The following is a 25748-nucleotide window of genomic DNA, read 5'->3' as shown; positions in this document are numbered from 1 at the left end:
AGTGTTACGTTTGCGGGCCACGTCCTGAAGGGGGAGACATGGGAGATCCGGCCGTCCTGCCGAAAGAACCACGGAATCTGCGAGCCGCCACCGGCGAATCCTCTGCGGCCGCCTTCGACCCCGTCGACCGGCAGATTCTGGAACTCGTCCAGACGGACGGCCGCATCAAACTCAGCGAACTCGGCCGCCGGGTGCGGCTGAGTCCGGCGGCGGTGACGGAACGGGTCCGCCGACTGGAGGCGTGCGGCGCGATCACCGGCTATGGCGCGCATGTCTCCCCGACTCGTCTGGGGTACGGGATTCAGGCGTTCATCCGGGTCAATCCGCACGGCGGGTACAACCTCAAACACCCCAGGACACTGGAACTGCTGGCCCGTCCCGAGGTGATCGAGGCGCACCATGTCGTCGGCGAGGACTGCTGGATCCTCAAGGTCGCGGTGACCGACACCGTCCACCTCGAAGACGTACTGGAGCAGACCTCGGCACTCGGGCGTACGACGACATCGGTCGTGCTGACCTCGCCGCTGGAGCGGAAGCCACTGCTGCCGCCGCAGTGACCTCGATGTTTACCTTTCGGTGAGTACCAGACTTATTTGTAGGTACTTGTGGGGGAGTGAGCGGCCAACAAGCATGGCCGTCATGTCTGCGAAGAACACCCCGCTCACTTCCGTCACCGTCATCGGCCTCGGCGCGATGGGCCGGGCGCTTGCCGGCGCCCTGCTCGACGCGGGCCACCCCACCACGATCTGGAACCGCTCTCAGGGCAAGGGCGACGAGTTGGTCGCCCGCGGCGCGGTGCGTGCCGCCACCGCTGAAGAGGCCTTACGAGCAAGCGAGTTGACCGTCGTCTGCGTCGTCGACTACGACGCCGTAGAGACCATCCTCCATCCGCTGAGCGATGCGCTCCAGGGCCGCGTGCTGGTCAATGTCACCTCGGACACCCCGGAGCGCTCGCGGCAGACCGCGGCCTGGGCGGCCGAGCGTTCCATCGCCTATCTGGACGGCGCGGTGATGGTGCCGACCCCCCTCATCGGCTCGCCCGATGCGCTGCTTTTCTACTCCGGCTCGCAGGAGGCGTTCGAACGGTACGAGTCCACCCTGAAAGTGCTCGGCGGCAAGGCCGCGTTCGTCGGCACTGACCCCGGGCTGGCCGCGCTCTACGACCTGTCCCTGCTGGACTTCTTCTACGGCAGTATCTCGGGCCTGGTGCACGCCTATGCACTGGCCACGGCCGACGGGGTCAAGGCCGCCGACATCGCCCCGTATCTCCACACCATCGTCCAGATCCTGCCGCCCATCGCGCAGTACACGGCGGCCAACATCGACGCAGGCGACTATCCGGGGGCGCAGGCGAACCTCGGCATGATGGCCGCGGGCGTCGAGCACATCCTGCACGCGGCGCGCATGCGTGGGCTCGACGTGTCCCAGCTGGAGTCCATCAAGTCCGTCGCCGACCGGGCAATCGTGCAGGGCCATGAGTCCCACGACTGGGCGAGCACGTACGAGGCGCTGAGGGGCCGGAACTGAAAAACCCATTGCCTTGACGTCCGCGTCAAGGATTACCGTCGAGGTCATGCGAATCGGCGAGCTCGCGGAGCGGGCGGGCACCACCACCCGCACCCTGCGCTATTACGAGTCCCGCGGGCTTCTGCCCGCCCGGCGCGCGGTGAACGGCTATCGCACGTACGACGAGGACGATCTGCGGCTGCTCCAGCAGATCCGGACCCTGCAGGACTTCGGGTTCGACCTGGAGGAGACCAGACCATTCGTCGAATGCCTGCGCGCCGGGCACCCCGCCGGGGACTCCTGCCCTGCCTCGCTCGCCGTCTACCGGGCCAAGCTCGGCGAACTGGACACGCTCATCGAGCAGCTCCAGTCGGTGCGTTCCCAGGTCGGGGTGCAACTGGCGCGCGCCGAGCGGGAGGCGCAGGCACTTCAAGCGCAAGCCGATGTTCCGGGCGGGCCCGATCCGCGCTGTGAGCTGACCTACGGAGGGGAAGACGAATGATCCACGCAACAGGCGTCGCCGAGGTGACGGACACCGACTTCGACGACGAGGTCCTCAAGGCGGATCGCCCCGTCCTGGTGGAGTTCACCGCCGACTGGTGCGGCCCGTGCCGCCAGCTCGCGCCCGTGCTCAGCGCGCTGGCGAGTGAGGAGGCCGACCGGCTCAAGGTGGTGCAGCTCGATGTGGACACCAACCCGGAGATCACGACGCGGTACGCGGTGCTGTCGATGCCGACGCTGATGGTGTTCCGCGAGGGGGAGCCGGTGAAGTCGATGGTGGGTGCCCGGCCCAAGCGCCGACTGCTTCAGGAGCTGGAGGACGTCATCTAGTCGCGTACGCGGTGCGCGCTGTGCACAGTCATCCCGCGTCGGCGCAGGCGCCCGGCCGGCTGTTCCGGCCGGGCGCCCGTCCCGTCCCGTGTCTCACAGACCAGGTCAGGTGGTGTGAACGCTGCCGGGATCCCCTCGTGAGGGAGTGCCCGAATGCTCTGTGTGTCAGAGGCGTGCCGGAGGGGTGGGTGCCGGTGTGCGGCGGCACACACTGATGAACTCGTAGACGGCGCCGTAGGGCACTTCGGCGGTCGGAGTCTTCGCCGGGTCACAGGATCCGGCCGGGGCCACGCCGCCGCTGGTGTTCAGGCGGCGGATCTTCACCACCTCGGCCAGCTTGCCGGTGGACCTGCCCGACTGTGTGGCGGTCAGCTCCAGTTCGGGGATGTTGCCCGGGCCGTTCGGGGTCTTGCTCGCCACCTTGCCGGTCACGGCGCTGCCGTCCCGGGCGATCCACTGCGGGGGGCCGGAGTCGGGGTTCACGAACGAGTGCTTGATGCCGCCCTGAAGGGTGGCGCGGACGCCGCGCTGGGTGAAGGCGAAGGTGCCGTCCGCCTGTTGGGTGCAGGCGTAGATCTGGACTCCGGAGATCACCGACGCCCGGAAGGAGCGCTCGACGGTGCCCTGGGCTGCGGCGGTGACCTGGGGTGCGTCGGCCTGTGTCCCGGTCTGAGAGGCGAAGCCGGATCCGGTCGTCACGGCGAAGCCGCCCGCCACTATGCCGGCGCCCGCGACCAGCCAGGCGATCTTCTTTCTCCCGGTGGCGGTTCGTTTCCTGGACATTCCACTCCTCATTTCGTCATCACGTACGGAGAGTTGAGAAATCGCACCGTGGAAGCGTGAAAGGACGCATTCCAGGGCGAAGGTACTGCGCGCTTTTCCCGCCTCACCCTCTCCATTCTCCGGAGCGGATGTCAACCTCGACCAACCGTATTACCAGAGCTACTTGGACGGTGATTGCCGGAACCCCTGCCGATCATTCGACCGGTGCAGAGATCTGCTCTGCGCCCTGATGTACGCGCCGGGTCCACCAGGTACTCAGGCGTCGCCGAACTCCTTTCGGGAACGTGCCGGAACGCGGTGACAGGGGAATGGTCGGCCCTGGATGTGGCGAGCAGATGTCAAGATAATCGCAGGTCAGGGCAGTTCGATGAACTCTGGCAGATTCTCCTTCGGTGGTCCCGAAGTCTTTGCTCTGAGGACCGAAACGCCCCACCGAAGCGACCGAAACATTACGGCCTGCGGGCCGTTGCTCTTGCCTGCGTCCACCGCGCCCTGATGCCATGGGACCTCGCCCTGGGTGCGTTCCTCTTCCGGTTTCCCGAGAATGCGGTCCGAGTATGAAGGGGGCGGCGGCCGGAAGGAATTTGGAATGGTGATTCCGGACTTCCGAAGACGAACCGGCGCCGTTACCAAGTCGTCAGAGCGCCTTTCACCTGGTCCCACAGGCACAGCGGCCTGTGTTGGTGCACGGCGGTCCATGCCCGAGAATCGGAACCGGCAAGGAACGAATCAACCGTCGTACGGGGGAAGGGTCACGTTGTCCCGCCCATTCGGACCGTGAGGCGGACCCGGCGGGAGTTGATGTTGATTGCCGCGATCTCGACGTCGACCTCGTCGCCCGGCTGCAGTTCGCGCCCATCGAGTTCGCCCCGGTGAACGAGCCCCTCGATGCCGTCGTGCACCCGGATGAACACTCCGAACGGCACCGACCTGGTGACCTGACCGCGCACCACGTCTCCGAGCCGCCGCGTGCGCGCGAGTTCCCGCAGCGGGTCGGGCGTCAGGTCCTTCAGTGACAGCGAGACTCGCTCGCGGGACATGTCGACGCCCAGGACCGTGAAGGGCAGCTCCTGTCCCTCGCGGATCACGTCGGCCGGTGAGTCGACGGGGCTCCAGGACACCTCGGGAATGTTCATCTGCGCCTCCACACCACCCAGTTCCACAAAGGTGACACCGAAGCTCGCGATGTGGGAGACCACACCGGCGACGACCTGGCCCCGCTCAAGGCCCTGGAGAAAATCGAGCCGTTCCTCGGCCCGCAGGGTGAGCACCTCGCGTACGTCCACCCACGCCGCCTCGCTCAACAGCCCGCGCCACCTCGTGAACAGGCGCAGCAGTTCCCCGCCCCACCGCGCCCGGAACGCAGCGTCGCCCCGCGCCAGGTCGAGTTCATTGACCGCCGTCAGTTCCGCGAAGTCCTGCCGTTGAGCAAGACTGGGCGTGTACGTCACTCCCGTGAAGCGGTCGCGGAAGGCCGCGTCGGCGTCCGCGAGCGTTGCGTACGAGGCCGACCGGTCGCAGCTCGCGTAGAAGTACACGAGCTCCTCCGCCTCCGTGCCGATCACCGCCGCCAGCTCGGCCCGTCTCTCCAGTGGCAGCAGCCCGGTCGCGAAGCCGTCCGTGCCGTAGAACGCGTGGCACAGGCCGGCCAGTTGGAGTTCCGGGCGGGCGCCCCACTCCGACAGGCGCTGCCGGACCCGGTCCAGGTGGGCGAGCAGTGTGCCGCCGGGGTGGTCCAGGTCCCCGGCGCCGTGGCTGCGCAGCAGTGCGGTTGCTTCTGTTGTACTCCCCGATATGTCCACGAACACAAAAATACCCCGGAACCGAATTGACGGCCGGGGTCTTTCTCTGGGTATATTTGGTGTTTGAGTGTTCGCGTGCACTAAGGAACACAGAGAAGTTCAATAAAGGCACTGTATCGCGTCAGGAGCTGAATTGTCAACCGGGGAAATGCGGCAGGAACAACAATTCGTCTCGCTCGCCCACGAGCGGCTCGACCAGCTCAGGGCCGAGGCCGAAGCCGCCATGAACGCCACGATCGCGCAGGTCAGCACGGGTCGTCAGGCGCGCGTGGAACGCGATGTCGGCGTGGTCGAGCACTCCGCATCGCTCGCCGCGCTGAATGCCGCCGACGTCGGGCTCTGTTTCGGGCGCATCGACCTGCGTGACGGAGTCACGTACCATATCGGGCGCACGGGAATCCGGCGGGACGACGCAGAACGGACTCCGTTGCTGATCGACTGGCGGGCTCCCGTCGCGCGGCCGTTTTATCTCGCGACCGGATATGAACCGATGGGGCTGCGCCGCCGCAGGCACATCACCACCCAGGGGCGGACCGTCACCGCCCTGCACGACGAGATCATGGATCTCGCCGACACCACCCGCACCGGATACGAGTCGCACGACGCCGACGAGGTGCTGCTCGCCGCGCTGAACAGTGCCCGTACCGGGCGCATGGGCGACATCGTGTCGACCATCCAGGCCGAGCAGGACCACATCATCCGCGCCCCGCAGCGCGGAGTGCTCGTCGTCGAGGGCGGACCGGGGACCGGCAAGACCGCGGTCGCTCTGCACCGGGCCGCGTATCTGCTGTACGCGTACCGGGAGCAACTGGCCAAGCGCGCCGTGCTGATCGTCGGACCCAACCCGGTCTTCCTCGGCTACATCGGCGAGGTGCTGCCCTCGCTCGGTGAGACGGGCGTGCTGCTGGCCACGGTCGGCGAGCTGTTCCCCGGCGTCACGGCCACGGGCACGGACAGCCCCGCGGCCGCGGCGGTCAAGGGCCGGGCGGACATGGCCGGCGTACTGGCCGAGGCCGTACGGGACCGGCAGCAGGTGCCCGAGAAGGACGCGCCGATCGTCATCCGGCACGACGACGGAGATCTGCTGCTCGACTGGGACATGGCCGTCGAGGCCCGGCACAAGGCCCGTGAGACCGGTCTGCCGCACAACCTGGCCCGCCCGCACTTCGTCTTCCGGATCATCGACGACCTGACCACCCAGCTCGCCGACCGGATCGGCGCCGACCCGTACGGCGGCCCCAACTTCCTCGGCCCCGACGACATCGCCCAGCTCGGCAAGGGCATCGCCGCCAGCGCCGAGGTGCACTCCGCCATCGCGTCGCTCTGGCCCCCGCTCAGCCCGCAGAACTTCCTCGCGGACTATCTCGCCGATCCAACACATCTGCCGGAAGACGACGCGGAGTTGATCCGGCGCACCGGCACCGCGCGCACCGGCACCGCCTGGACCCCCGCCGACGTGCCCCTCCTCGACGAGGCCGCCGAGCTCCTCGGCGAGGACAACTCCGCCGCCCTCGCCGCCGCCGAGGCCGAGCGGGCCCGGCAGATCGCCTACGCACAGGGCGTCCTCGACGTCTCGTACGCCTCCCGTACCTACGAGTTCGAGGACAAGCAGGACATCGACGAAGACGCCTCCGAGGTCCTCGCCGCGCACGACATCATCGACGCCGAGCGCATGGCCGAGCGGCAGGAGGAGGCCGACCACCGCAGCGCCGCCGAGCGTGCCGCCGCCGACCGGACCTGGGCCTTCGGGCACATCATCGTCGACGAGGCGCAGGAGCTGTCGGCCATGGCCTGGCGGCTGCTGATGCGGCGCAGTCCGACCCGCTCGATGACCCTCGTCGGCGACCCGGCGCAGACCGGGGACCTGGCAGGTTGCGACTCCTGGCAGGAGATCCTCGCCCCGTACGTCCAGGACCGCTGGGAGCTGGCCCGGCTCGGCGTCAACTACCGTACGCCTGCCGAGATCATGGAGTACGCGTCCCGGCGGCGCCGGGTCACCGACCCCGCCTTCGAGCCGCCGCGCTCCATCCGCTCGACGGGGGTACCGCCCTGGGAGCGCACCCTGCCGCTCGGCGAGGTGGCCCGGCTCGCCGCCCGGGAGACCCCGCAGGAGGGCAGGCTCGCGGTGATCGCCCCGCGCGAGCGGCACGCCGAACTCGGCGGTCTGGAAGCGGACGACGGGCCGCTGGATCTGTCCCGGCCCGTCGTGCTCATCGACCCCCGCCAGGCGAAGGGCCTCGAGTTCGACACCGTCCTCGTCGTCGACCCCGACCGGATGAGCGCCAACGACCTCTATGTGGCGCTCACCCGGGCCACCCAGCGACTCGGGATCATCAGACCGGCCGCAGCCACACCGTAGCCAGCGGCGGCAGCGTCAGCTGGATGCTCCCCGGGCGGCCGTGCGACGCGACCGACTCGGGCTTCAGCGGGTCCGGGTTGAGTACGTCGCCGCCGCCGTAGCGGGCCTCGTCCGTGTTGAGGACCTCCGTCCACGCCTGGGCCGGGTCCGGCACACCCAGACGGTACTCATGGCGCACCACCGGCGAGAAGTTGCTCACGGCCAGCAGCGGTGAGCCGTCCGCGGCATGGCGCAGGAAGGCGAAGACATTGTCCTCGGCGGCGTCGCCCACCACCCAGGCGAAGCCCTCGGGGACGGTGTCCCGCTGCCAGAGCGCGGGGGTCGCCGCGTACACCGTGTTCAGCTCGCGGACCAGGTCCCGCACGCCCCGGTGGTCCGCCTCCGCGGCGTACGACGGGTCGAGCAGCCACCAGTCGGGGCCGTGACCCTCCGACCACTCCGCCCCCTGGGCGAACTCCTGCCCCATGAAGAGCAGTTGCTTGCCCGGATGGGCCCACATGAAGCCCAGATACGCGCGATGGTTGGCGCGCTGCTGCCACCAGTCGCCGGGCATCTTGCTCACCAGCGCCCGCTTGCCGTGCACCACCTCGTCGTGCGAGATCGGCAGCACATAGTTCTCGCTGTACGCGTACACCATCGAGAAGGTCATCTCGTTGTGGTGGAACTTGCGGTGCACCGGCTCGTGCACGACATAGCCCAGCGAGTCGTGCATCCAGCCCATGTTCCACTTCAGGCCGAAGCCGAGGCCGCCGAAGCCGCCCGGGCCCACATGGTGGGTGGCGCGCGTGACGCCGTCCCAGGCGGTGGACTCCTCGGCGACGGTGACGACGCCGGGGCAGCGCCGGTAGACCGTGGCGTTCATCTCCTGCAAGAAGCCGACCGCGTCCAGGTTCTCCCGGCCGCCGTGCTCATTCGGCGTCCATTCGCCATGCTCGCGGGAGTAGTCGAGGTAGAGCATCGAGGCGACCGCGTCGACCCGCAGCCCGTCGATGTGGAACTCCTCGCACCAGTACACGGCGTTGGCGACCAGGAAGTTGCGTACCTCCTTGCGGCCGTAGTCGAACTCGAGCGTGCCCCAGTCGGGGTGCGCGGCCCGCGCCGGGTCGGCGTGCTCGTACAGCGGGCGGCCGTCGAACTGCGCCAGCGCCCAGTCGTCCTTCGGGAAGTGCGCCGGCACCCAGTCCACGAACACGCCGATGCCCGCCCGGTGCAGGGCGTCCACCAGATGGCGGAAGTCGTCGGGGGTGCCCATCCGGGCGGTCGGGGCGTAGAAGCCGGTGACCTGATAGCCCCACGAGCCGCCGAAGGGGTGTTCGGCGACCGGCATCAGCTCCACATGCGTGAAGCCCAAGTCCTTGACGTACGCGGGGAGTTGGACAGCGAGCTGGCGGTAGGTGAGCCCCGGGCGCCAGGAGCCCAGATGCACCTCGTAGACGGAGAGGGGCGACTCGTGGACCGGCCGGTCGGCGCGCCGTGCCAGCCACTCCTCGTCCCGCCACACATGGTGGGACTCCGTCACGATCGAGGCGTTGGCGGGCGGCACCTCGGTGCGCCGGGCCATCGGGTCGGCGCGCAGGGTGTGCGAGCCGTCCGGCCGGGTGATGTCGAACTTGTAGAGCGCGCCCTCGCCGACCCCCGGCAGGAACAGCTCCCACACGCCCGACGAGCCGAGCGAGCGCATCGGATACCCGGTGCCGTCCCAGTAGTTGAAGTCGCCGACCACCCGCACCCCTTGGGCGTTGGGCGCCCACACCGTGAACCGGGTGCCGGTCACGCCCTGGTGTGTCATGGGGTGCGCGCCCAGTGCCCGCCACAGCTCCTCGTGCCGTCCCTCGCCGATCAGATGCAGATCGAGCTCCCCGAGCGAGGGCAGGAAGCGGTACGGATCCTGCACCTCGATCTCGATCCGGGCCCGGGTCACGTCCGAAGCCTCGCCCGTGTCGCCGCCCGTGCCGTCGTCCGACGCCTCGTCCGAGGTCTCGCCGCTGTCGTAGGCGACAAGCAGCTGGTACTCGGGGGCGGTACGCAGGGGCAGCACTCCCGAGAAGAACCCGTCGCCGTCCTCGTGCAGTTCGGCCCGCAGGCCCTTGGCCAGCATGGTCACCGACCGTGCGAACGGACGCAGTACGCGCAGCTCCATGCCGCCGCGCACCGAGTGCACCCCCAGCAGGGCGTGCGGATCGTGGTGGGAGCCGGCCAGCAGCCGCCCCCGGTCCCCGTCCGCGAGCGGGTGCGCGGCCCGCACTCCATGGCTGGCCCCGGTGCGCGGACGTGGCGCCGCGCTCTGCCGGCGGCCGGGCCCGGTGTCGGACGTCCGCTTGGGCCCATCGGGGTCGGAGGAATTACGGGACGGGGGTCGGGCGGTCACGGGGGTCGGCCTCCTTGGGCAGTGGGGTTCAGGTGAGGGCGGCGAGGCGGTCGATCGCGGCCATCGGCACCGGCAGCCAGTCGGGGCGGTGCCGGGCCTCGTAGACGACCTCGTACACGGCCTTGTCCGTCTCGTAGGCGCGCAGTAGTTCGGGCTCGGCGCGTGGGTCGGCGCCGTCGGCCTCGGCATAGCCCTCGCAGTACGCCGTACGGCAGCGCTCCGCCCAGGCCGGGTTCCACGGGCGGTGGGTGCGGGCCGCGTAGTCGAACGAACGGAGCATGCCCGCGACATCGCGCACCGGGGGCTGGGGCCTGCGACGCTCGCCGAGCGGGCGCGCGGGCTCGCCCTCGAAGTCGATGACCGACCAGTGGCCGTCGCTCCGCCCGCCGCCGCCGCGCAGCGTCTGCCCGAGATGGAGGTCGCCGTGGACGCGCTGGGCCCGCCAGGAGCGGCCGCGCCTGCCCAGCGTGGCGATGGCGTCGAAGGCCGCTCGCAGCCGGGGTGCGTACGGCTGCAGGGCGGGCACCGCCTGCGCGGCCGCCTCCAGACGCTGGGTCATCGCGGCCGCCAGGTGCTCCGTCTGCGGCCGGGTCAGCATCACCGTGGGCAGCTCGCCCGCGAGCGCGGTGTGCACCTCGGCGGTGACCCGGCCGAGCGCGCGGGCCTCGTCGGCGAAGGAGTGCCCGCCGGCCAGCGAGTCCAGCGCGAGCACCCAGCCGTCCCGTGAGCCGCGCAGGAAGGGCTGCAGCACACCAAGGGTGTACGGCTCGGGCGCGGTGGTCTCGTACCAGGCGACGGGCGCGGGCACCCGGCTGCACCCGGCGCGGGCCAGCGCGAGCGGCAGCTCCAGATCGGGGTTGGGGCCGGATTGCACCCGGCGGAAGAGCTTGAGGATGTACGCATCGCCATAGACCAGCGAGGAGTTGGACTGCTCGGCCTCCAGCGGGCGGGCGGTCAGGCCGCCGGGGATGGCCGGGGCCACCTCGGACCGGTCGAAACGCAGTGGCCCGAGCGCGCCCGGCGTACGCAGCCGCTCCAGGATCAGATCCGCCAGGCGCGGGTCGTGCAGGCCCTCGTAGACCGTGCGCCCGGCCAGCGGGCCCTCGGTGAGATGGCCGATCAGTGCGGGCGCGAGATGCGGCGGCAGCGTCGTGCGTACGCCGAGGAGCAGTTGGTAGCAGTCCTGCGCCGAGGGGGCGGGAAGCCCCGGCTGCTGGACGCGCAGCAGCAGATGCAGCAGTCCCGGACCGGGCGCCGAGTCCAGGGGCAGCAGCTCGGTCGCGGAGACGAGCGAGAAGCCGGTGACGGGGTGCCCCTTGCCCGCGAACCACCGCTGCCTCGGCAGCCAGCTGTGCAGGAGTGGGGCGAGTGACGGGAGAAGAGCGACGGGAGTCCGGGTGGATGCAGCCTCCGACATGGCATCGCGTCCTTTCCCCGGGTACACCACGAATGCGCAGAGTGTCCCGGATTACAGCAGTGGCTGTCCGGCGGCGCGCGGGGATGAAGGGGAGAGTGCCCGGTGCGGGGCGGCGGAAACCGCCCCGCGGGAGGTACCTCTCGTTACACGTGCATCATGTGGCGCCGGCATCCTTTCTCAGCCGGAACCAGTAGAAGCCGTGGCCGGCGAGCGTCAGCAGATAGGGCCACTGGCCGATGGCGGGGAAGCGGACCCCGCCGATCAGCTCCACCGGATGCCGTTCGGCGAAGGTGCGCAGATCGAGCTCGGTGGGCTGCGCGAACCGCGAGAAGTTGTGCACGCAGAGCACGAGATCGTCCTTGTACTCGCGGGTGAAGGCGAGCACCGCCGGGTTCGACGAGGGCAGTTCCGTGTACGAGCCGAGCCCGAAGGCGCGGTTCTGCTTGCGGATCTCGATCATCCGCCGGGTCCAGTGCAGCAGCGAGGACGGGGACGCCATCGCCGCCTCCACATTGGTGACCTGGTAGCCGTAGACCGGATCCATGATCGTGGGGAGGTAGAGCCGGCCGGGGTCGCAGGAGGAGAAGCCCGCGTTCCGGTCCGGGGTCCACTGCATCGGCGTCCGCACGGCGTCCCGGTCACCGAGCCAGATGTTGTCGCCCATCCCGATCTCGTCGCCGTAATAGAGAATCGGCGATCCGGGCAGGGACAGCAGCAGCGCCGTGAACAGCTCGATCTGGTTGCGGTCGTTGTCCAGCAGGGGCGCGAGCCGGCGGCGGATGCCGATGTTGGCGCGCATGCGCGGGTCCTTGGCGTACTCCGCGTACATGTAGTCGCGCTCTTCGTCCGTGACCATTTCGAGCGTGAGCTCGTCATGGTTGCGAAGGAAGATGCCCCACTGGCAGTTCTTCGGGATGGCCGGGGTCTTGGACAGGATTTCTGAGACCGGGTAGCGGGACTCGCGCCGTACGGCCATGAAGATCCGGGGCATCACCGGGAAGTGGAAGGCCATATGACACTCGTCGCCGCCGGCCGGGAAGTCGCCGAAGTAGTCGACGACGTCCTCTGGCCACTGGTTGGCCTCGGCGAGCAGCACGGTGTCGGGGTAGTGCGCGTCGATCTCCTTGCGCACCCGCCTGAGGAAGGAGTGGGTGGCGGGGAGGTTCTCGCAGTTGGTGCCCTCCTCCTGGTACAGGTAGGGCACGGCGTCGAGACGGAAGCCGTCGATGCCCAGGTCCAGCCAGAAGCGCAGCGCCGAGATGATCTCCTCCTGCACCGCGGGGTTCTCGTAATTGAGATCGGGCTGGTGGGAGAAGAAGCGGTGCCAGTAGTACTGCTTGCGCACCGGGTCGAAGGTCCAGTTGGACGTCTCGGTGTCGACGAAGATGATCCGGGCGTCCTGGTACTGCTTGTCGTCGGGCGCCCAGACGTAGTAGTCGGCGTACGGCCCTTCGGGGTTGCTGCGGGACTCCTGGAACCACGGGTGCTGGTCGCTGGTGTGGTTCATGACGAAGTCGATGATGACGCGCATGCCGCGCTGGTGCGCGGCGTCGACGAACTCCACGAAGTCGGCGAGGTCGCCGAAGTCGGGGAGGACCGCGGTGTAGTCGGACACGTCGTAACCGCCGTCCCGCAGAGGGGACTTGAAGAACGGTGGCAGCCAGAGGCAATCGACCCCCAGCCACTGGAGATAGTCAAGTTTGGCGGTGATGCCCTTGAGGTCGCCGATGCCGTCGCCGTTGCTGTCCTGGAAGGACCGCACCAGGACTTCGTAGAACACGGCCCGCTTGAACCAGTCGGGGTCGCGGTCCTTGGCGGGGGTGTCCTCGAACGTGTCGTGGACGGGCTCATTGACGATCATGATGTGGGTGACCCTCCGGTCGGCGGGGACGGTCGCAGGACGACGATGTGCGCGGGCGTGACACCCGGCTCGAGGCGCACATACGTGGCTCTGCCCCAGTGATAGGTCTCGCCGGTGAGCTCGTCGCGCACCGGCGCACTCTCGTGCCATTCGAGGCCGAGGTGCGGCATGTCCAACGAGACCGTGGCCTCCTGGGTGTGGTGGGGGTCGAGGTTGGCAATCACGATGACGGTGTCACCGGTGTTCGACCCCGGGCTCCCGGCGGATTTCGAATACGCAATCACCGCCTCGTTGTCGGTGTGATGGAAGTGGATGTCCCGCAGCTGCTGGAGAGCGGGGTGGCGGCGCCTGATCCGGTTGAGCGCGGTGATCAGGGGCGTGATGGTGCGGCCCTCGCGCTCCGCCGACTCCCAGTCCCGCGGCCGCAGTTGGTACTTCTCGGAGTTCAGATACTCCTCGCTCCCGTCCCGCAGGGGAGCGTTTTCGCACAGTTCGTAGCCCGCGTACACGCCCCAGGAGGGCGACATGGTGGCGGCCAGTACGGCCCGCACCTCGAAGGCCGGGCGGCCGCCGTGCTGGAGGTAGGCGTGCAGGATGTCGGGGGTGTTCACAAAGAAATTGGGACGCATGTACGAGGCGGCGTCGCCGGACAGCTCGGTGAGGTACTCGGTCAGCTCCTGCTTGGTGGTACGCCAGGTGAAGTACGTGTACGACTGCTGAAAGCCGATCGCGGCCAGCGTGTGCATCATCGCCGGACGGGTGAATGCCTCGGCCAGAAAGACCACATCGGGGTCGGTGCGGTTGATGTCCGCGATCACCTTCTCCCAGAAGACGACGGGCTTGGTGTGCGGGTTGTCGACGCGGAAGATCCGTACGCCGTGGTCCATCCAGAAGCGCAGCACCCGCACGGTCTCGTTGACCAGACCGCGCATGTCCTTGTCGAAGGCGATCGGGTAGATGTCCTGGTACTTCTTTGGCGGGTTCTCGGCGTACGCGATGGTGCCGTCGGCGCGGTGGTGGAACCACTCCGGGTGCTTCTCGACCCAGGGGTGGTCCGGCGAGCACTGCAGCGCGAAGTCGAGAGCCACCTCCATGCGCAGGTCCCGCGCGGTCTCGACGAAGTGGTCGAAGTCGTCGAACGTGCCGAGGTCGGGGTGGAGCGCGTCGTGGCCGCCCTCGGCGGAGCCGATGGCCCAGGGCACGCCGACGTCATGGGCCGCGGGGGAGAGGCTGTTGTTCGGGCCCTTGCGGAACGTGGTGCCGATGGGGTGGACGGGCGGCAGATAGACGACGTCGAAGCCCATCGCGGCGACGGCGGGCAGCCGTTCGGCGGCGGTGCGGAAGGTGCCGGAGACGGGCGGGGCGCCTTCCTCGACGACGGCGCCCTCGGAGCGCGGGAAGAGCTCGTACCAGGAGCCGAAGAGCGCCCGGCGGCGCTCGACCTGCAGGGTCAACGGGCGGGAGCAGGTGACCAGTTCGCGCAGTGGATGACGGGTGAGGGCGGCGGTGGCGTCGGGGGCGAGAGCGGCGGCGAGCCGGGCGGCGGCGGACCGGTCCTCGTCGCGCAGTGCGTCGACGGCGGCCAGTACGGCCTCCCGGCCGTCGCGCTTGGGGACGTCGGCGGCGGCCCGCTCGTACAGCTCCGCGCCCTCGGCGAGGACCAGCGCGGTGTCGATGCCGGCCGGGATCTTGATCTGGGCGTTGTGCTGCCAGGTGGCGACGGGGTCGCTCCACGCCTCGACGGCGTACGTCCAGCGCCCCTCGGCGTCCGGGGTGACATCGGCGCCCCACCGGTCGGTGCCGGGGGCGAGCTCGCGCATGGGGGTCCAGGGCCCGGGGTGCCCGCTCGGGTCGCGCAGCACGACATTGGCGGCGACCGCGTCATGGCCTTCGCGGAAGACGGTGGCGGTGACCGAGAAGGTCTCACCTTCCACGGCTTTCGCGGGCCTCCTGCCGCAGTCGACTTGAGGGCGGACGTCGAGGACGGGGATGCGACCGATCATGGGATCACCTGAGGGCTGTGCGGGCAGGGCGGTTTGAGCGGGTTGTTCCTTTTTGCGGGGCTGGTGGGTTCTTTGTAGCTGCTCAGTCGACGACTGGCGGGCTGCGGGCATGGCCGCTCCTGTCCGCGTTCACTCGGGTGGGCGGAAGAATGTTGAGAAGCGTGCGGTGGCCCCCGTACCGAATGAGCCTTCCCACGGTCTTCGGGTGGGCAATCCGGTGCTTTGTTAACTACTAGGACGTAGGTGCTCGCACAAGAGAGGAGGGACGCGGAGAGACCGGCCGCGTCCTGATGACGAGGCCGGTCCCAGTGGTCCGCTTCTTCTTCTTACGCGCCCCAGCTCGGCTCGGGCCTCTTGTGGCTCACGGCTGGTCACCCGACCACATCTGCCACGGCTGGCGCGCCACCCACTCGTCCACCTCGGCCGGCTTCAGCGAGAGCGCCGCCGCCGACTCCCCCTGGTCGCCCGCCATCAGGCCCGGCTCCAGGCCCGTCGCCATGTAGTGGTAGATCCCCGCCACCCCGGCCGCCGACTCCGGGCCCAGGATCTGTGCGAGGCTCTGCTCGAAGACGGCCGGCTCCAGATGGACGTAGCGGACCTCGCGGCCCAGCCCCTGGCCGAACGCTTTCGCCAGTTCGTCGCCCGTCAGCGTCTGCGCACCGCCGATGTCGAACGTACGGCCCGCCACGCCGTCCACGGTGAGCGCCGCATAGACCGCCTCCGCCAGGTCGCGGTGGGAGATCCACGCCGTGGGCGCGTCGGTGGGCAGCGGATAGGCGAGCACGCCCTCGTTCACCAGGGCCGGGCCGTTCCACGGGCTGAAGAGGTTGTCCAGATAGATCGGCGGACGTACCACCACCAACTCCACGGCGCTCTGCGCAAGGCTCTCGCGGAACACGGTCTCCGCCAGGCGGCGCGTCTCGAAGGCCGCCACGTTCGTTGTGCGGTCCGGGACACGGGTGTTGGAGTTGTAGACGAGCCGCCGCACTCCCGCCTCGCGCGCAGCCTTGGCGATGTGCTGGGCGTACCGCATGACCTTCTCGGCCTGGTACACCAGGGGCATCATCACCGCTGCGTGCGTGGCCCCCTCGAAGAGCTGGCGTGCGTCCTCGTAGCGCCCGAGGTCGCCGCCCGCGACCGAGATGCCGGGGAGCTCCGGCCGGTCCGCCTCCGGTTTGCGGCTCAGTGTGCGTACCCGGTGGTTCCGCTCCGCCAGCAGACGGGCCGTCGCACCGCCCTGGAAGCCGGTCGCCCCCACGACCGCTACGCGCATCGGATTGTGATCGGACATGAGTCTGATGAGCCCTTCGATAGGGTGTGGCTGCTGCCGTGAACGGCTCTTCCAGGCTCGCTTCGGCGGCTTCGGCCGATCAATTAACAAACCGGGGCGGGGGTTGAAGGATCGTCCATGGAACCGACGGAGCGCGAAAGCGAGGATCTCCTCAGCGAACTGCTCAAACCCCTGCGTCTCACCGGGGTCTTCGACAGCCGCTGGCATGTCCGCGCCCCCTGGGCCATCGAGGGCGACGCAGAACAGAGCTGCGCCGTACTCCACTTCATCACCCAGGGCGGCTGCTGGATCACCGCTGAGGACCAGACCCCGATCGAGATGCACGAGGGCGACCTCGCCGTTTTCCCCACCGGGACCGCCCACCGGCTCGCCGACCGGCCCGACCGGCGGGGGCTCGCGCTCGCCGCCGTGCTGCCCGAACGGGCCCCCGGCACCTCGGGCGAGCTCCGGATCGACGGCGAGGGCCCCGAGAGCAGGCTGCTCTGCGCGGGGCTGCACTACGACGCCTCCGCGGCCACCGGTCTGTACCAGGCGCTGCCCTGGGCACTGGTGCTGGATCGCACCCAGGTGGACAAGGAGCCGCTGCTGCGCGACACGCTGCGGCTGCTCGCCGCCACCGACCGCCCGGTCGGACCCGGCGACCGGCTGATCACACTGCGCGCCTTCGAGATGGCGCTGGTGCTCGCGCTGCGGCCGCTGCTGCGCGAACTCGCCCGCAACCCCTCCGCGCTGCCCGTGTTACGCCATCCCGGCATCAGCAAGGCGATGGTCATCATCGCGACCCGGTTCGCCGAGCCCTGGACCATCGAGTCGCTCGCCCGCGAGGTCGGCATGTCCCGCTCCGCGTTCACCGCCGCTTTCCGGGAGCTGGTCGGCGAGGCGCCCGCCCGGCATCTGACCGGCCGTCGGATGCAGGAGGCGGCCCGGCTGCTGGCCGAAACCACGCTGCCCCAGTCGGCGGTGCCGGAGCGCGTCGGGTACCACAGTGCTGTCGGCTTTCACCTCGCCTTCCGCAAGTGGTACGGCATGACGCCGGGAGAGTACCGAACGGGAAGCCCCTCATCTGCATCACTGGCCGGTTCTTAATCACCGCTGGACGGTCGTTCATTGCCCAGCGTCCATGGCTGGAGCGAGGCTCGGCTGTGTCGGGGGACATTCCGTTTGAGGAGAGACGTTGACCAGGTCCGGCCAGGAATACCTCGAATCGCTCCAGGACGGGCGAGAGGTGTGGCTCGCTGGCGAGCGCGTCAAGGACATCACCCGTCACGCCGCGTTCCGCAACACCGCCGCGAGCGTCGCGCACCTGTACGACCTGGCGCACGACCCCGTACACCGCGACGTACTCGTATCCGGCGGCGTCCACCGCGCCTACACCGTGCCGCGCAGCTACGAAGACCTCGTCGGGCGCCGCAAGGCGTACAAGGTGTGGGCCGAGTCGAGCTTCGGTTTCCTGGGCCGTACGCCCGACTACATGGGGGGCGGCGCCGCCGGCTTCGCCGCCGTGCCGCACATCTTCACCACCGACACCTTCGACGGCGCCGCCAACGCCCTCGCGTACCACCGCAGGCTCGCCGAGGGCGGTCTGTACTCAGCATTCACCATCACCAACCCGCACTCGGGCCAGGGGGACGACGACCTGGTGGTGCGGGTCGTCGAGGAGAAGGACGGCGGGATCGTGGTGCGCGGCGCCAAGATGATCGGCACCGGCGCGGTCTTCGCCGACGAGGTGATCGTCGGCACGATCGAGCCGCTCGCCCCCGGGGACGTCGACCACGCCCTCTGCTTCTCCGTCCCGGTCGACACCCACGGGCTGAAGTTCGTCTCGCGCACCTCGTACGAGGCCCAGGCGCGCGGTGTCTTCGACAATCCGCTCTCGTCCCGCTTCGACGAGAACGACTCGCTGCTGGTGTGCGACGACGTCTTCGTGCCCTGGGAGCGGGTGCTGACCTACCGCAACGTGGAGGCCACCGCCGCCATGTGGTGGCAGACCCCGGCCTACCTCAACTTCGTCCACCAGGCCGCCACCCGCTTCTGGACCAAGCTCGAATTCCTCACCGGCCTCGCCATCCTGCTGACCCGGGCCGGCAACACGTACCAACTGCCGCCCGTGACCCAGGCGGTGGGAAGGCTCCTCGGCATGGTCGCCCAGGCCAAGGCCTTTGTGCTGGCCGCCGAGGCCTCGTACGAGCAGGTCGACGGCGGCCGTGGCGGGGTGATGCCGGGGACCGAGATCTCCTATGCCCAGCGCATCATGGCCGGCGAGCTGTATCCGCGTGCCGTCCAGGAGATCAAGCAGCTCGCGGGCGGCTCGGTCATCCAGCTGCCCGCCTCGGCCGAGGACCTGCTCCACCCCGAGATCGGCCCGGTCCTCTCGACGTATCTGCGGGCGCCCGGCACCCCGGCCGAGGACCGGGTCAAGCTGCTCAAGCTGGCCTGGGACGCGCTCGGTTCGGAGTTCGCCGCGCGCCACGAGCAGTACGAGCGCTTCTACCACGGCGCCCCGCACGTCTATCTGACCATGCAGACATGGGCGGGCGGCGCCGAGAGCTGCGAGAACCTGGCCCAGAGCTGTCTCGACGGATATGGCCTGGGCCATGGGAGCGGCCAGTGACCTCGGCCCGCCCAGGCGCCGCGCTCGCGCTGCTCGCCTCCACCCAGCTGCTGCTGATCATGGACACGGCGATCATCAATGTCGCGCTGCCGTCGGTCGGCGAGGACCTCGGCTCCGGCTCGGCCGGACTGTCCTGGGTGGCCAACGCCTATCTGATCACCTTCGGCGGGCTGCTGTTGCTCGGCGGCCGCGCCGCCGATCTCCTCGGCCACCGGCGGCTCTATCTCACCGGCCTCGGCCTGCTCGCCGCCGCCTCCGCGGCCGGGGGTCTGGCCGGGACCGAGGGCATCCTCATCGCCGCGCGGGCCGTGCAGGGCACGGGCGCGGCCCTCGCCGCCGCGGCCGCTTTCGCGCTGCTGCTGGGCCTGTTCCCCGACGGGCCCGGACGGCACAAGGCACTCGGCGCGTTCGCCGCGATGGGCGGACTCGGCGGCGTCACCGGCACCGTGCTCGGCGGTGTGCTCACCGACTGGTTCGGCTGGCGCTCCACGTTCTGGCTCAATGTGCTGCTCGGCCTTGTCCTCGCGGCACTGGCACTGCGCGTTCTCAACGGGGGGACGCGCAGCGCCGGTGCCGGCTTCGACATCGGCGGAGCGCTCACCGCCACCGGCGGCCTGGGCCTGATCGCGTACGCACTCGTCGGCGCGGGTGAGGCGGGCTGGACCGGCCCGCGCACCCTCGCCGCGGGCGGCGCGGGACTCCTCCTGCTCGCCGCCTTCGCCGTACTCGAGTCGCACATCGCCCGCCCACTGGTGCCGCCCGCGGTGCTCCGGCGCCCCGCACTGCGCGACGCCAACATCCTCAGCGCGCTGGCCCAGATGGCGCTGTTCCCAATGTTCTTCCTGGTCAGCCTCTATCTGCAGACCGTACTCGGGCAGACCCCGCTGACCGGCGGCCTCGGACTGCTGCCGCTGTCGCTGGTCGTCGTCGCCGTCGCACCGAGGACCGGCCGCCTCATCCACCGGATCGGGCTCAGACCCGCCATGACGCTCGGCTTCGCACTGCTCTTCGCGGGAATGATGTGGCTCGCGCTCGCACTCACCGCCGACGGCACCTTCTTCACCACCGTCCTCGCGCCCAGCCTGGTCATCGGCGTCGCACTGCCCCTGGTCATGGTCACCACCAATGTGGCCGCCACCGCCGAGGCGGCGCCCGAGGAGACCGGACTCGCCTCCGGACTCATCAACACCAGCCAGCAGTTCGGCTCGGTCCTCGGGCTCGCCGTCCTGGTGGCCGTCGCCACCGCCGGGCATGGCGCGACGGCCACCGCGCAGACCACCGGCTTCCGCTCCGCGCTACTGGTCGCAGCCGCCTTCGCGGCCCTGGCCGCCCTGCTCTCCGTACGGCTTCGGCTGCCCGCGCCCGCCATGGCGCCCCCGCGCCAGGACCGTGTGGGCGGCGCCTTGGAGTGACCGTGTGAGGCGAGAGCGTGCGGCATACGCCCACGCATGCGGCACAAGCGTCCGGTGACCGCGTGGCGCGAGCAACCCCGCATTCCACCCATTGAAGTGACATTGCCCGAGGGGGGCATTCCGTTGACCCTGTACGACCTAGTCGCGCCCGGTCCCGATCTCAGGGGCGAACCGCGCTACCGGATAGCCGAGATACGTGCGGCCGATCCGCTCGGCGCCGACGCCCTGCTCGCCGCACTGCCCGCGATGAATGCCGACGCCGATGTGCCCGCGCTCGCCGTCGCCCTGCGCACCCTGGTGCCCGACCCCGACCGGGTCGCCGCCCTCGCCGTCACCGACGCGCTCGCCGCGATGCGCGACCTGGGCATCCTCCTCGGCTCGCTCAAACGGCACGGCGCCGAGCCCGTCGCCGCGGTCCCCGAAGTCCTGCCGGTGCTGGAGGAGCTGGGCAGGCGCACCGACATGGTGCCGCGCGACACGGTGCACCACTACACGACGTGGAACCCCCTCGGTGCCCGGCAGCGCATGTACACCGGCCACACCATGGAGGGCAATCTCCAGGACGCGGTCCGGATGGTCTTCCCCAGCCTGGTGGCCGCTCTCGACACCTGCGCCGAGCTCGCCCGGATGGAGCCGTACGAACCGGGCTTCTCCCTCGCGCTCGACCGCACCGCCCAGCATGTGCAGTCCATGGTCGACTCCATCGACTTCACCGTCGCCAATGTCTCCCCGGTCTTCTTCGCCAAGGAGATGCGCTCCTACTTCGAGGAGATCGACATCGCGGGTGTCGACTACCTCGGCCCGGCCGCCGCCCAGGTGCCGCTCTGGCTGGTCGATCTGACGCTGTGGCAGAGCGACCGCAGCGACCCCGCCTACGACGCGTTCCTCGACGAGTCGGTGCAGTACAGCCTCCCCTCCTGGCGCGACCACTGCGCCGCGCACAGGGGCGGCACCTCCGCGGTCTCCAAGCTGTCCGCCGCCATCAGCTGGGAGGACGCCGAGCGGCTGCCGCCGCAGCTCGCCGCGTCCGCCGTCTCGCTCACGCGCGTGCTGCGCATCCTCAAGACCTTCCGCGCCCGTCATCTGACCATGGCCCGCAAGGCGTACAGCGAGGACGTGCGCCAGTACGAAGTGGGCAGCGGAGGGGCTCCGATCCAACTTCTACGCGCGGTGCTCGACCTGACCCGGGACAACGAGAGCCTCGTGCGCCAGTCCGCCGAGCGGCCGCGCACCCCCGTCGCCTGACCGTCCCCAGGAGGTCCCTCCCCATGCCCCACATAATGATCGCCGGCGGTGGAATCGCCGGTCTGACCGCGGCACTCGCCCTGCACAACGCCGGATTCCAGCGCATCACCGTCGTCGAGACGGTCCGCGACATCCAGCCGATCGGCGCCGGGCTGAACATCATGCCCAACGCGGTCCGCGAACTCGACGCACTCGGCCTGCTCGACCGGCTCGAAGAGCGCGCCGTACGCACCCGGGAACTGCGCTACTACCACTGCAGCGGCGGTCTCATCTCCCGCGACCGGCGCGGCCTGGGCGCCGGATACCACTGGCCCCAGCTCTCCATCCACCGCGGCGAACTCCAGCTCGCGCTCGCCGAAGCGGTACGCACCCGGCTCGGCCGCGGAGCCCTGGTCGGCGGCGTCAAGGTCACCGGCGTCGAACCGCTGCCCGACGGCAGACCCCGGGTCCAGCTGGAGCACCGCGACGGCGCCCGGCGCGGCAAGGCATCGCTCGAACCCGATGTCCTCATCGGCGCCGACGGCATCCGCTCGGCCGTCCGGGCGGCGCTCAACCCGGGCGAGGGCGAACCGCCGTGGAACGGCATGCTCATCTGGCGCGGCGTCTCCCGGATACCCGCCCACCGGATCGGCACCTTCATGTTCATCGCGGGCGACGACCGCCGCAAGGCAGTGGTCTACCCCATCACCGAGCCCGCCCGGGACACCGGCGAGGTGCTGGTCAACTGGGCGCTCGTGATGCCGGCCGACTCCGTCGAGGACGCCTGGCGCGGCGACTGGAACCGACGGGTCCCCGTCGAATCGTTCCTGCACCACTACGACGGCTGGGAGTTCGACGGAGTCAGCGTCCCCGACGTCGTCCGGGCCGCCGACACCGCGTACGAGTACCCCATGGTGGACCGCGAGCCGCTCGCGCGCTGGTCCCACGGCCGTACGACGCTGATCGGCGACGCGGCCCACGCCATGTACCCGGTCGGCTCCAACGGCGCGACCCAGTCCATCGTCGACGGCCGCGCGCTCGCCCACGCCATGGCGCTGCACACCGACCCCGCCGAAGCGCTCGCGGCATTCGAGGCCGAGCGCAGGCCCGCCATGACCGAACTCCAGCAGTCCAACCGGCAGCTCGGCCCCGAGGTCGTCATCAGCCTGGCCCATCAGCGGGCCCCCGGCGGCTTCAGCGACATCGACGAGGTGATCCCGCAGGCGGAACTCGCCGAGATCGCCGCCCGGTACGCGGCCACCGGAGCGTTCGACCCGGGGACCGTCAACCGCGGGTCCCCGTACGACCTGGCGATGCGTTCGCCGCGCTGAATGCCCCGGCGAGCGCCCCTCGGACGGCCGCGCGCCGTGGCTGCGGAGGGCGGGGTACAGATACCGTCATGGGTGACGGAAAGGACGCACACCGTCGTGCGTCCCCTCGGATGCGTACCTCCCCTGCAAAGGTGGAACCTGTGAAGGCCATTCGTCGATTCACCGTCCGCCCCGTCCTCCCCGAACCGCTCCGGCCGCTCAGCGACCTCGCGCGCAATCTGCGCTGGTCCTGGCATGCCGAGACCCGAGACCTCTTCCAGTCCGTCGACCCCGAGGAATGGCAGGCGGCGGGCGGCGACCCCGTACGGCTGCTCGGGGCCGTATCCGCAGCCCGGCTCACGGAACTGGCCGGCGACCGGCCATTTCTGCGCCGGCTGGCCGCAGTCGCCGACGACCTGGACGACTATCTGCACGGACGCAGGTGGTACCAGGCACACAGCGGCGCCGGCGCACCCGAGGGAACCGAATTCCCTGCCGCGGTCGCCTACTTCTCGCCCGAGTTCGGCGTCACCGCCGCACTGCCCCAGTACTCCGGCGGTCTCGGCATCCTCGCCGGCGACCATCTCAAGGCAGCCAGCGACCTCGGCGTACCGCTGATCGGCGTCGGGCTGCTCTACCGGCACGGCTACTTCCGCCAGTCCCTGTCCCGCGAGGGCTGGCAGCAGGAGCACTATCCCGTCCTCGACCCCAACGAGCTTCCCGTCAGTCTGCTGCGGGAGCCCGACGGGACACCCGCCCAGGTCTGTCTCGCACTTCCCGGCGGCCGCTCGCTGCGCGCACACATCTGGGTCGCGCACGTCGGTCGCGTACCACTGCTGATGCTCGACTCGGACGTCGAGGAGAACGGCTCCGGCGAGCGCAATGTCACCGACCGGCTGTACGGCGGCGGCAGCGAGCACCGGCTGCTCCAGGAGATGCTGCTGGGCATCGGCGGCGTACGCGCGGTGCGTACCTACTGCCGGCTGACAGCTCACCCCGAGCCCGAGGTGTTCCACACCAACGAGGGGCACGCCGGGTTCCTCGGCCTGGAGCGCATCCGCGAACTCGGCGAGTCCCCGGAAGACGGCGGCCGGGGGCTGGACTTCGACGCCGCTCTCGAATCCGTGCGCGCCGGGACCGTGTTCACCACCCACACCCCGGTGCCCGCGGGCATCGACCGTTTCGACCGGGAACTCGTCGCCCGTCACTTCGGCGAGCGCGGGGAGCTGCCCGGTGTCCCGGTCGAGAAGGTGCTCCAGCTCGGCATGGAGACCTATCCGGGTGGCGAGCCCAACCTCTTCAACATGGCGGTGATGGGGCTGCGGCTCGCCCAGCGCGCCAACGGGGTCTCCACGCTCCACGGCGCCGTCAGCCGCGGCATGTTCGCCGGGCTGTGGCCAGGCTTCGATGCCGAGGAGGTGCCGATCACCTCCGTCACCAACGGCGTGCACGCGCCGACGTGGGTGGCGCCCGAGGTGTTCCGGCTGGGCGCGCGCCAGATCGGCTCGAGCCGCGCCGAGGACGCCCTGTCCGTCGGCGGCCCGCAGCGCTGGGACACCATCACGGACATCCCGGACGCCGAGATCTGGGAGCTCCGCCGGGAGCTGCGCGAACAGCTCGTCACGGAGGTGCGCGACCGGCTGCGTGCCTCCTGGCGCCAGCGTGGCGCCGGAGCCGCCGAACTGGGCTGGATCGAGGGGGTCCTCGACCCCGAAGTGCTCACCATCGGCTTCGCCCGCAGGGTCCCCTCGTACAAGCGGCTCACGCTCATGCTGCGCGACCGGGACCGGCTGATGGAGCTGCTGCTGCATCCGACCAGACCGATCCAGATCGTCGTCGCGGGCAAGGCGCATCCGGCGGACGACAGCGGCAAACGCCTCGTACAGGAGCTGGTGAAGTTCGCGGACGATCCGCGGGTGCGGCACCGGATCGTCTTCCTGCCCGACTACGGCATGGCGATGGCACAGAAGCTCTACCCCGGCTGCGACGTGTGGCTGAACAACCCGCTGCGACCGCTCGAGGCGTGCGGGACGAGCGGGATGAAGGCGGCGCTGAACGGCTGCCTCAATCTGTCCGTCCTGGACGGCTGGTGGGACGAGTGGTTCGAGCCGGACTTCGGCTGGGCGATCCCGACCGCGGACGGCTCGGCGACCGACGAGGACCGCCGGGACGAGCTGGAGGCGGCCGCGCTGTACGAGCTGATCGAGAACCGGGTCGCGCCGCGCTTCTACGACCGTGGGGTCGGTGGACTGCCCCAGCGCTGGATCGAGATGGTCCGCCGCACCTTGTCCACGCTCGGACCCAAGGTGCTCGCGGGCCGCATGGTGCGCGAGTACGTCGAGCGGTTGTACGCACCCGCCGCCCGGGCCCACCGGGCCCTGGACGCGGACACCGCGCGGGAGCTGGCGGCCTGGAAGTCGCGGGTGCGGGTGGCCTGGCCGCAGGTGGCCGTCGACCATGTGGAGGCACTTGAACAGGCCGCGGCATCCGGCACGGCTGAGCTCGGCGACACGCTCGCGCTGCGGGTGCGGGTCGCCCTCGGCGGACTCCAGCCGGACGATGTGGAGGTGCAGGCGGTGGCGGGCCGCGTCGATTCCGACGACGCGATCGGCGACGCGCAGACCTCGCCGCTGAAGCCGGCGGGCGGGCCGGACCTGGAGGGCCGCTGGGTGTACGAGGGGCCGCTCTCCCTCGGCCGCACGGGGCCCTTCGGCTACACGGTGCGCATCCTGCCCGCCCATCCACTGCTGGCGGCCAGCGCGGACCTGGGTCTGGTCGCGCTGCCGACGGAGGCGACGGGGGAGGGCGCGGGAGTACTGATGCGCTGAAGGGTGGCGCGGTGCGCTGATCCGTGGTGGGGGCGGGGCCAAACCCCGCCCCACCACCTTTTTTAAAAATGTGTAATAAGAGTGTTTTACTGGCCCAAGGGTGGGCGTAGTTTACATCGCCACCCCCCGATTGACACACACC

Annotated in this window: 18 protein-coding genes and 1 pseudogene; 11 read left to right on the top strand and 8 right to left on the bottom strand. The window is 69.9% G+C overall.

Translation table 11 applies throughout. The annotated features are described in order from the left end of the window. Nucleotides 1-38: 38 nt before the first annotated feature. From ACI2LP_RS09660 to trxA, 4 genes are all read left to right on the top strand, one after another. Nucleotides 39-557, top strand: coding sequence for an Lrp/AsnC family transcriptional regulator (locus ACI2LP_RS09660; protein WP_404723972.1), 519 nt, complete (start codon nt 39-41; stop codon nt 555-557). An 82-nt stretch (nt 558-639) separates the two neighbouring features. Next, nucleotides 640-1527: an NAD(P)-dependent oxidoreductase gene (locus ACI2LP_RS09655; protein ID WP_404723971.1), complete on the top strand. Its 888-nt coding sequence runs from the start codon at nt 640-642 to the stop codon at nt 1525-1527. 46 nt (nt 1528-1573) lie between these two features. Further along, nucleotides 1574-2008: a MerR family transcriptional regulator gene (locus ACI2LP_RS09650; RefSeq protein ID WP_404723970.1), complete on the top strand. Its 435-nt coding sequence runs from the start codon at nt 1574-1576 to the stop codon at nt 2006-2008. Further along, complete coding sequence (gene trxA, locus ACI2LP_RS09645; protein WP_404723969.1) at nt 2005-2337, top strand: thioredoxin; 333 nt, start codon at nt 2005-2007, stop codon at nt 2335-2337. Before ACI2LP_RS09650 ends, trxA begins: the two co-directional genes overlap by 4 nt. A gap of 165 nt (nt 2338-2502) precedes the next feature. Here trxA and ACI2LP_RS09640 read toward each other — a convergent pair whose 3' ends face one another. The 3 genes and pseudogenes from ACI2LP_RS09640 to ACI2LP_RS09630 form a co-directional block, all read right to left on the bottom strand. Continuing rightward, entirely contained in the window at nt 2503-3120 is a 618-nt protein-coding gene (locus tag ACI2LP_RS09640; protein ID WP_404723968.1) for a DUF3455 domain-containing protein, read from the bottom strand. A 752-nt stretch (nt 3121-3872) separates the two neighbouring features. After that, nucleotides 3873-4391, bottom strand: coding sequence for a S1 RNA-binding domain-containing protein (locus tag ACI2LP_RS09635; protein ID WP_404724433.1), 519 nt, complete (start codon nt 4389-4391; stop codon nt 3873-3875). After that, nucleotides 4386-4922: pseudogene (locus ACI2LP_RS09630) on the bottom strand (DUF6817 domain-containing protein); the annotation flags it as partial. The gene ACI2LP_RS09635 and the pseudogene ACI2LP_RS09630, both read right to left, overlap by 6 nt. Before the next feature lie 148 nt (nt 4923-5070). On the opposite strand from ACI2LP_RS09630, the gene ACI2LP_RS09625 reads away from it, so the two are divergent. Beyond that, nucleotides 5071-7281 carry a HelD family protein gene (locus tag ACI2LP_RS09625; protein ID WP_404724432.1) on the top strand — a complete coding sequence of 737 codons (2211 nt, stop codon included), beginning with the start codon at nt 5071-5073 and terminating at the stop codon, nt 7279-7281. Here ACI2LP_RS09625 and glgB read toward each other — a convergent pair. The 5 genes from glgB to ACI2LP_RS09600 form a co-directional block, all read right to left on the bottom strand. Continuing rightward, on the bottom strand, nt 7256-9649 hold the full coding sequence (gene glgB / locus ACI2LP_RS09620) for a 1,4-alpha-glucan branching enzyme (RefSeq protein ID WP_404723967.1): 2394 nt from the start codon (nt 9647-9649) through the stop codon (nt 7256-7258). The genes ACI2LP_RS09625 and glgB overlap by 26 nt on opposite strands. A gap of 28 nt (nt 9650-9677) precedes the next feature. Then, on the bottom strand, nt 9678-11066 hold the full coding sequence (locus ACI2LP_RS09615; protein WP_404723966.1) for a maltokinase: 1389 nt from the start codon (nt 11064-11066) through the stop codon (nt 9678-9680). A gap of 154 nt (nt 11067-11220) precedes the next feature. Beyond that, nucleotides 11221-12927 (bottom strand): maltose alpha-D-glucosyltransferase, encoded by a 1707-nt coding sequence (gene treS / locus ACI2LP_RS09610; protein ID WP_404723965.1) that lies wholly within the window; start codon nt 12925-12927, stop codon nt 11221-11223. Continuing rightward, a complete protein-coding gene (locus ACI2LP_RS09605; RefSeq protein ID WP_404723964.1) occupies nt 12924-14930 on the bottom strand; it encodes a maltotransferase domain-containing protein in 2007 nt (668 codons plus the stop codon). The genes treS and ACI2LP_RS09605 overlap by 4 nt, the downstream gene beginning before the upstream one ends. Before the next feature lie 361 nt (nt 14931-15291). Then, complete coding sequence (locus tag ACI2LP_RS09600; protein WP_404723963.1) at nt 15292-16221, bottom strand: SDR family oxidoreductase; 930 nt, start codon at nt 16219-16221, stop codon at nt 15292-15294. A 117-nt stretch (nt 16222-16338) separates the two neighbouring features. Here ACI2LP_RS09600 and ACI2LP_RS09595 point away from each other — a divergent pair, with 117 nt between their 5' ends. The 6 genes from ACI2LP_RS09595 (at nt 16339) to glgP (ending at nt 25606) form a co-directional block, all read left to right on the top strand. After that, on the top strand, nt 16339-17307 hold the full coding sequence (locus ACI2LP_RS09595) for an AraC family transcriptional regulator (protein ID WP_404723962.1): 969 nt from the start codon (nt 16339-16341) through the stop codon (nt 17305-17307). Nucleotides 17308-17395: 88 nt separating this feature from the next. Continuing rightward, the gene (locus ACI2LP_RS09590) at nt 17396-18832 is read left to right on the top strand and encodes a 4-hydroxyphenylacetate 3-hydroxylase family protein (RefSeq protein WP_404723961.1); all 1437 of its coding nucleotides are present in this window, start codon (nt 17396-17398) and stop codon (nt 18830-18832) included. After that, entirely contained in the window at nt 18829-20244 is a 1416-nt protein-coding gene (locus ACI2LP_RS09585; RefSeq protein ID WP_404723960.1) for an MFS transporter, read from the top strand. Before ACI2LP_RS09590 ends, ACI2LP_RS09585 begins: the two co-directional genes overlap by 4 nt. Nucleotides 20245-20367: 123 nt before the next feature. Further along, on the top strand, nt 20368-21489 hold the full coding sequence (locus tag ACI2LP_RS09580; RefSeq protein WP_404723959.1) for a monodechloroaminopyrrolnitrin synthase PrnB family protein: 1122 nt from the start codon (nt 20368-20370) through the stop codon (nt 21487-21489). A 23-nt stretch (nt 21490-21512) separates the two neighbouring features. Beyond that, entirely contained in the window at nt 21513-22799 is a 1287-nt protein-coding gene (locus ACI2LP_RS09575; protein ID WP_404723958.1) for an FAD-dependent monooxygenase, read from the top strand. 140 nt (nt 22800-22939) lie between these two features. Beyond that, a complete protein-coding gene (gene glgP, locus ACI2LP_RS09570; RefSeq protein ID WP_404723957.1) occupies nt 22940-25606 on the top strand; it encodes an alpha-glucan family phosphorylase in 2667 nt (888 codons plus the stop codon). Nucleotides 25607-25748 lie beyond the last annotated feature (142 nt).

The sequence above is a fragment of the Streptomyces sp. NPDC019890 genome (assembly GCF_044903445.1).
In the GTDB taxonomy this organism is placed as follows: Bacteria; Actinomycetota; Actinomycetes; order Streptomycetales; family Streptomycetaceae; genus Streptomyces.
This window is presented reverse-complemented; position numbering and strand designations above follow the sequence as displayed.

What these genes read in the sequence shown, in the direction of transcription:
- ACI2LP_RS09605 (WP_404723964.1), bottom strand. Translation starts at nt 14,930, where the DNA reads ATGATCGGTCGCATCCCCGTCCTCGACGTCCGCCCTCAAGTCGACTGC.
- ACI2LP_RS09595 (WP_404723962.1), top strand. Translation starts at nt 16,339, where the DNA reads ATGGAACCGACGGAGCGCGAAAGCGAGGATCTCCTCAGCGAACTGCTC.
- ACI2LP_RS09655 (WP_404723971.1), top strand. Translation starts at nt 640, where the DNA reads ATGTCTGCGAAGAACACCCCGCTCACTTCCGTCACCGTCATCGGCCTC.
- ACI2LP_RS09640 (WP_404723968.1), bottom strand. Translation starts at nt 3,120, where the DNA reads ATGTCCAGGAAACGAACCGCCACCGGGAGAAAGAAGATCGCCTGGCTG.
- trxA (WP_404723969.1), top strand. Translation starts at nt 2,005, where the DNA reads ATGATCCACGCAACAGGCGTCGCCGAGGTGACGGACACCGACTTCGAC.
- treS (WP_404723965.1), bottom strand. Translation starts at nt 12,927, where the DNA reads ATGATCGTCAATGAGCCCGTCCACGACACGTTCGAGGACACCCCCGCC.
- ACI2LP_RS09660 (WP_404723972.1), top strand. Translation starts at nt 39, where the DNA reads ATGGGAGATCCGGCCGTCCTGCCGAAAGAACCACGGAATCTGCGAGCC.
- ACI2LP_RS09650 (WP_404723970.1), top strand. Translation starts at nt 1,574, where the DNA reads ATGCGAATCGGCGAGCTCGCGGAGCGGGCGGGCACCACCACCCGCACC.
- ACI2LP_RS09575 (WP_404723958.1), top strand. Translation starts at nt 21,513, where the DNA reads ATGCCCCACATAATGATCGCCGGCGGTGGAATCGCCGGTCTGACCGCG.
- ACI2LP_RS09625 (WP_404724432.1), top strand. Translation starts at nt 5,071, where the DNA reads ATGCGGCAGGAACAACAATTCGTCTCGCTCGCCCACGAGCGGCTCGAC.
- ACI2LP_RS09600 (WP_404723963.1), bottom strand. Translation starts at nt 16,221, where the DNA reads ATGTCCGATCACAATCCGATGCGCGTAGCGGTCGTGGGGGCGACCGGC.
- ACI2LP_RS09615 (WP_404723966.1), bottom strand. Translation starts at nt 11,066, where the DNA reads ATGTCGGAGGCTGCATCCACCCGGACTCCCGTCGCTCTTCTCCCGTCA.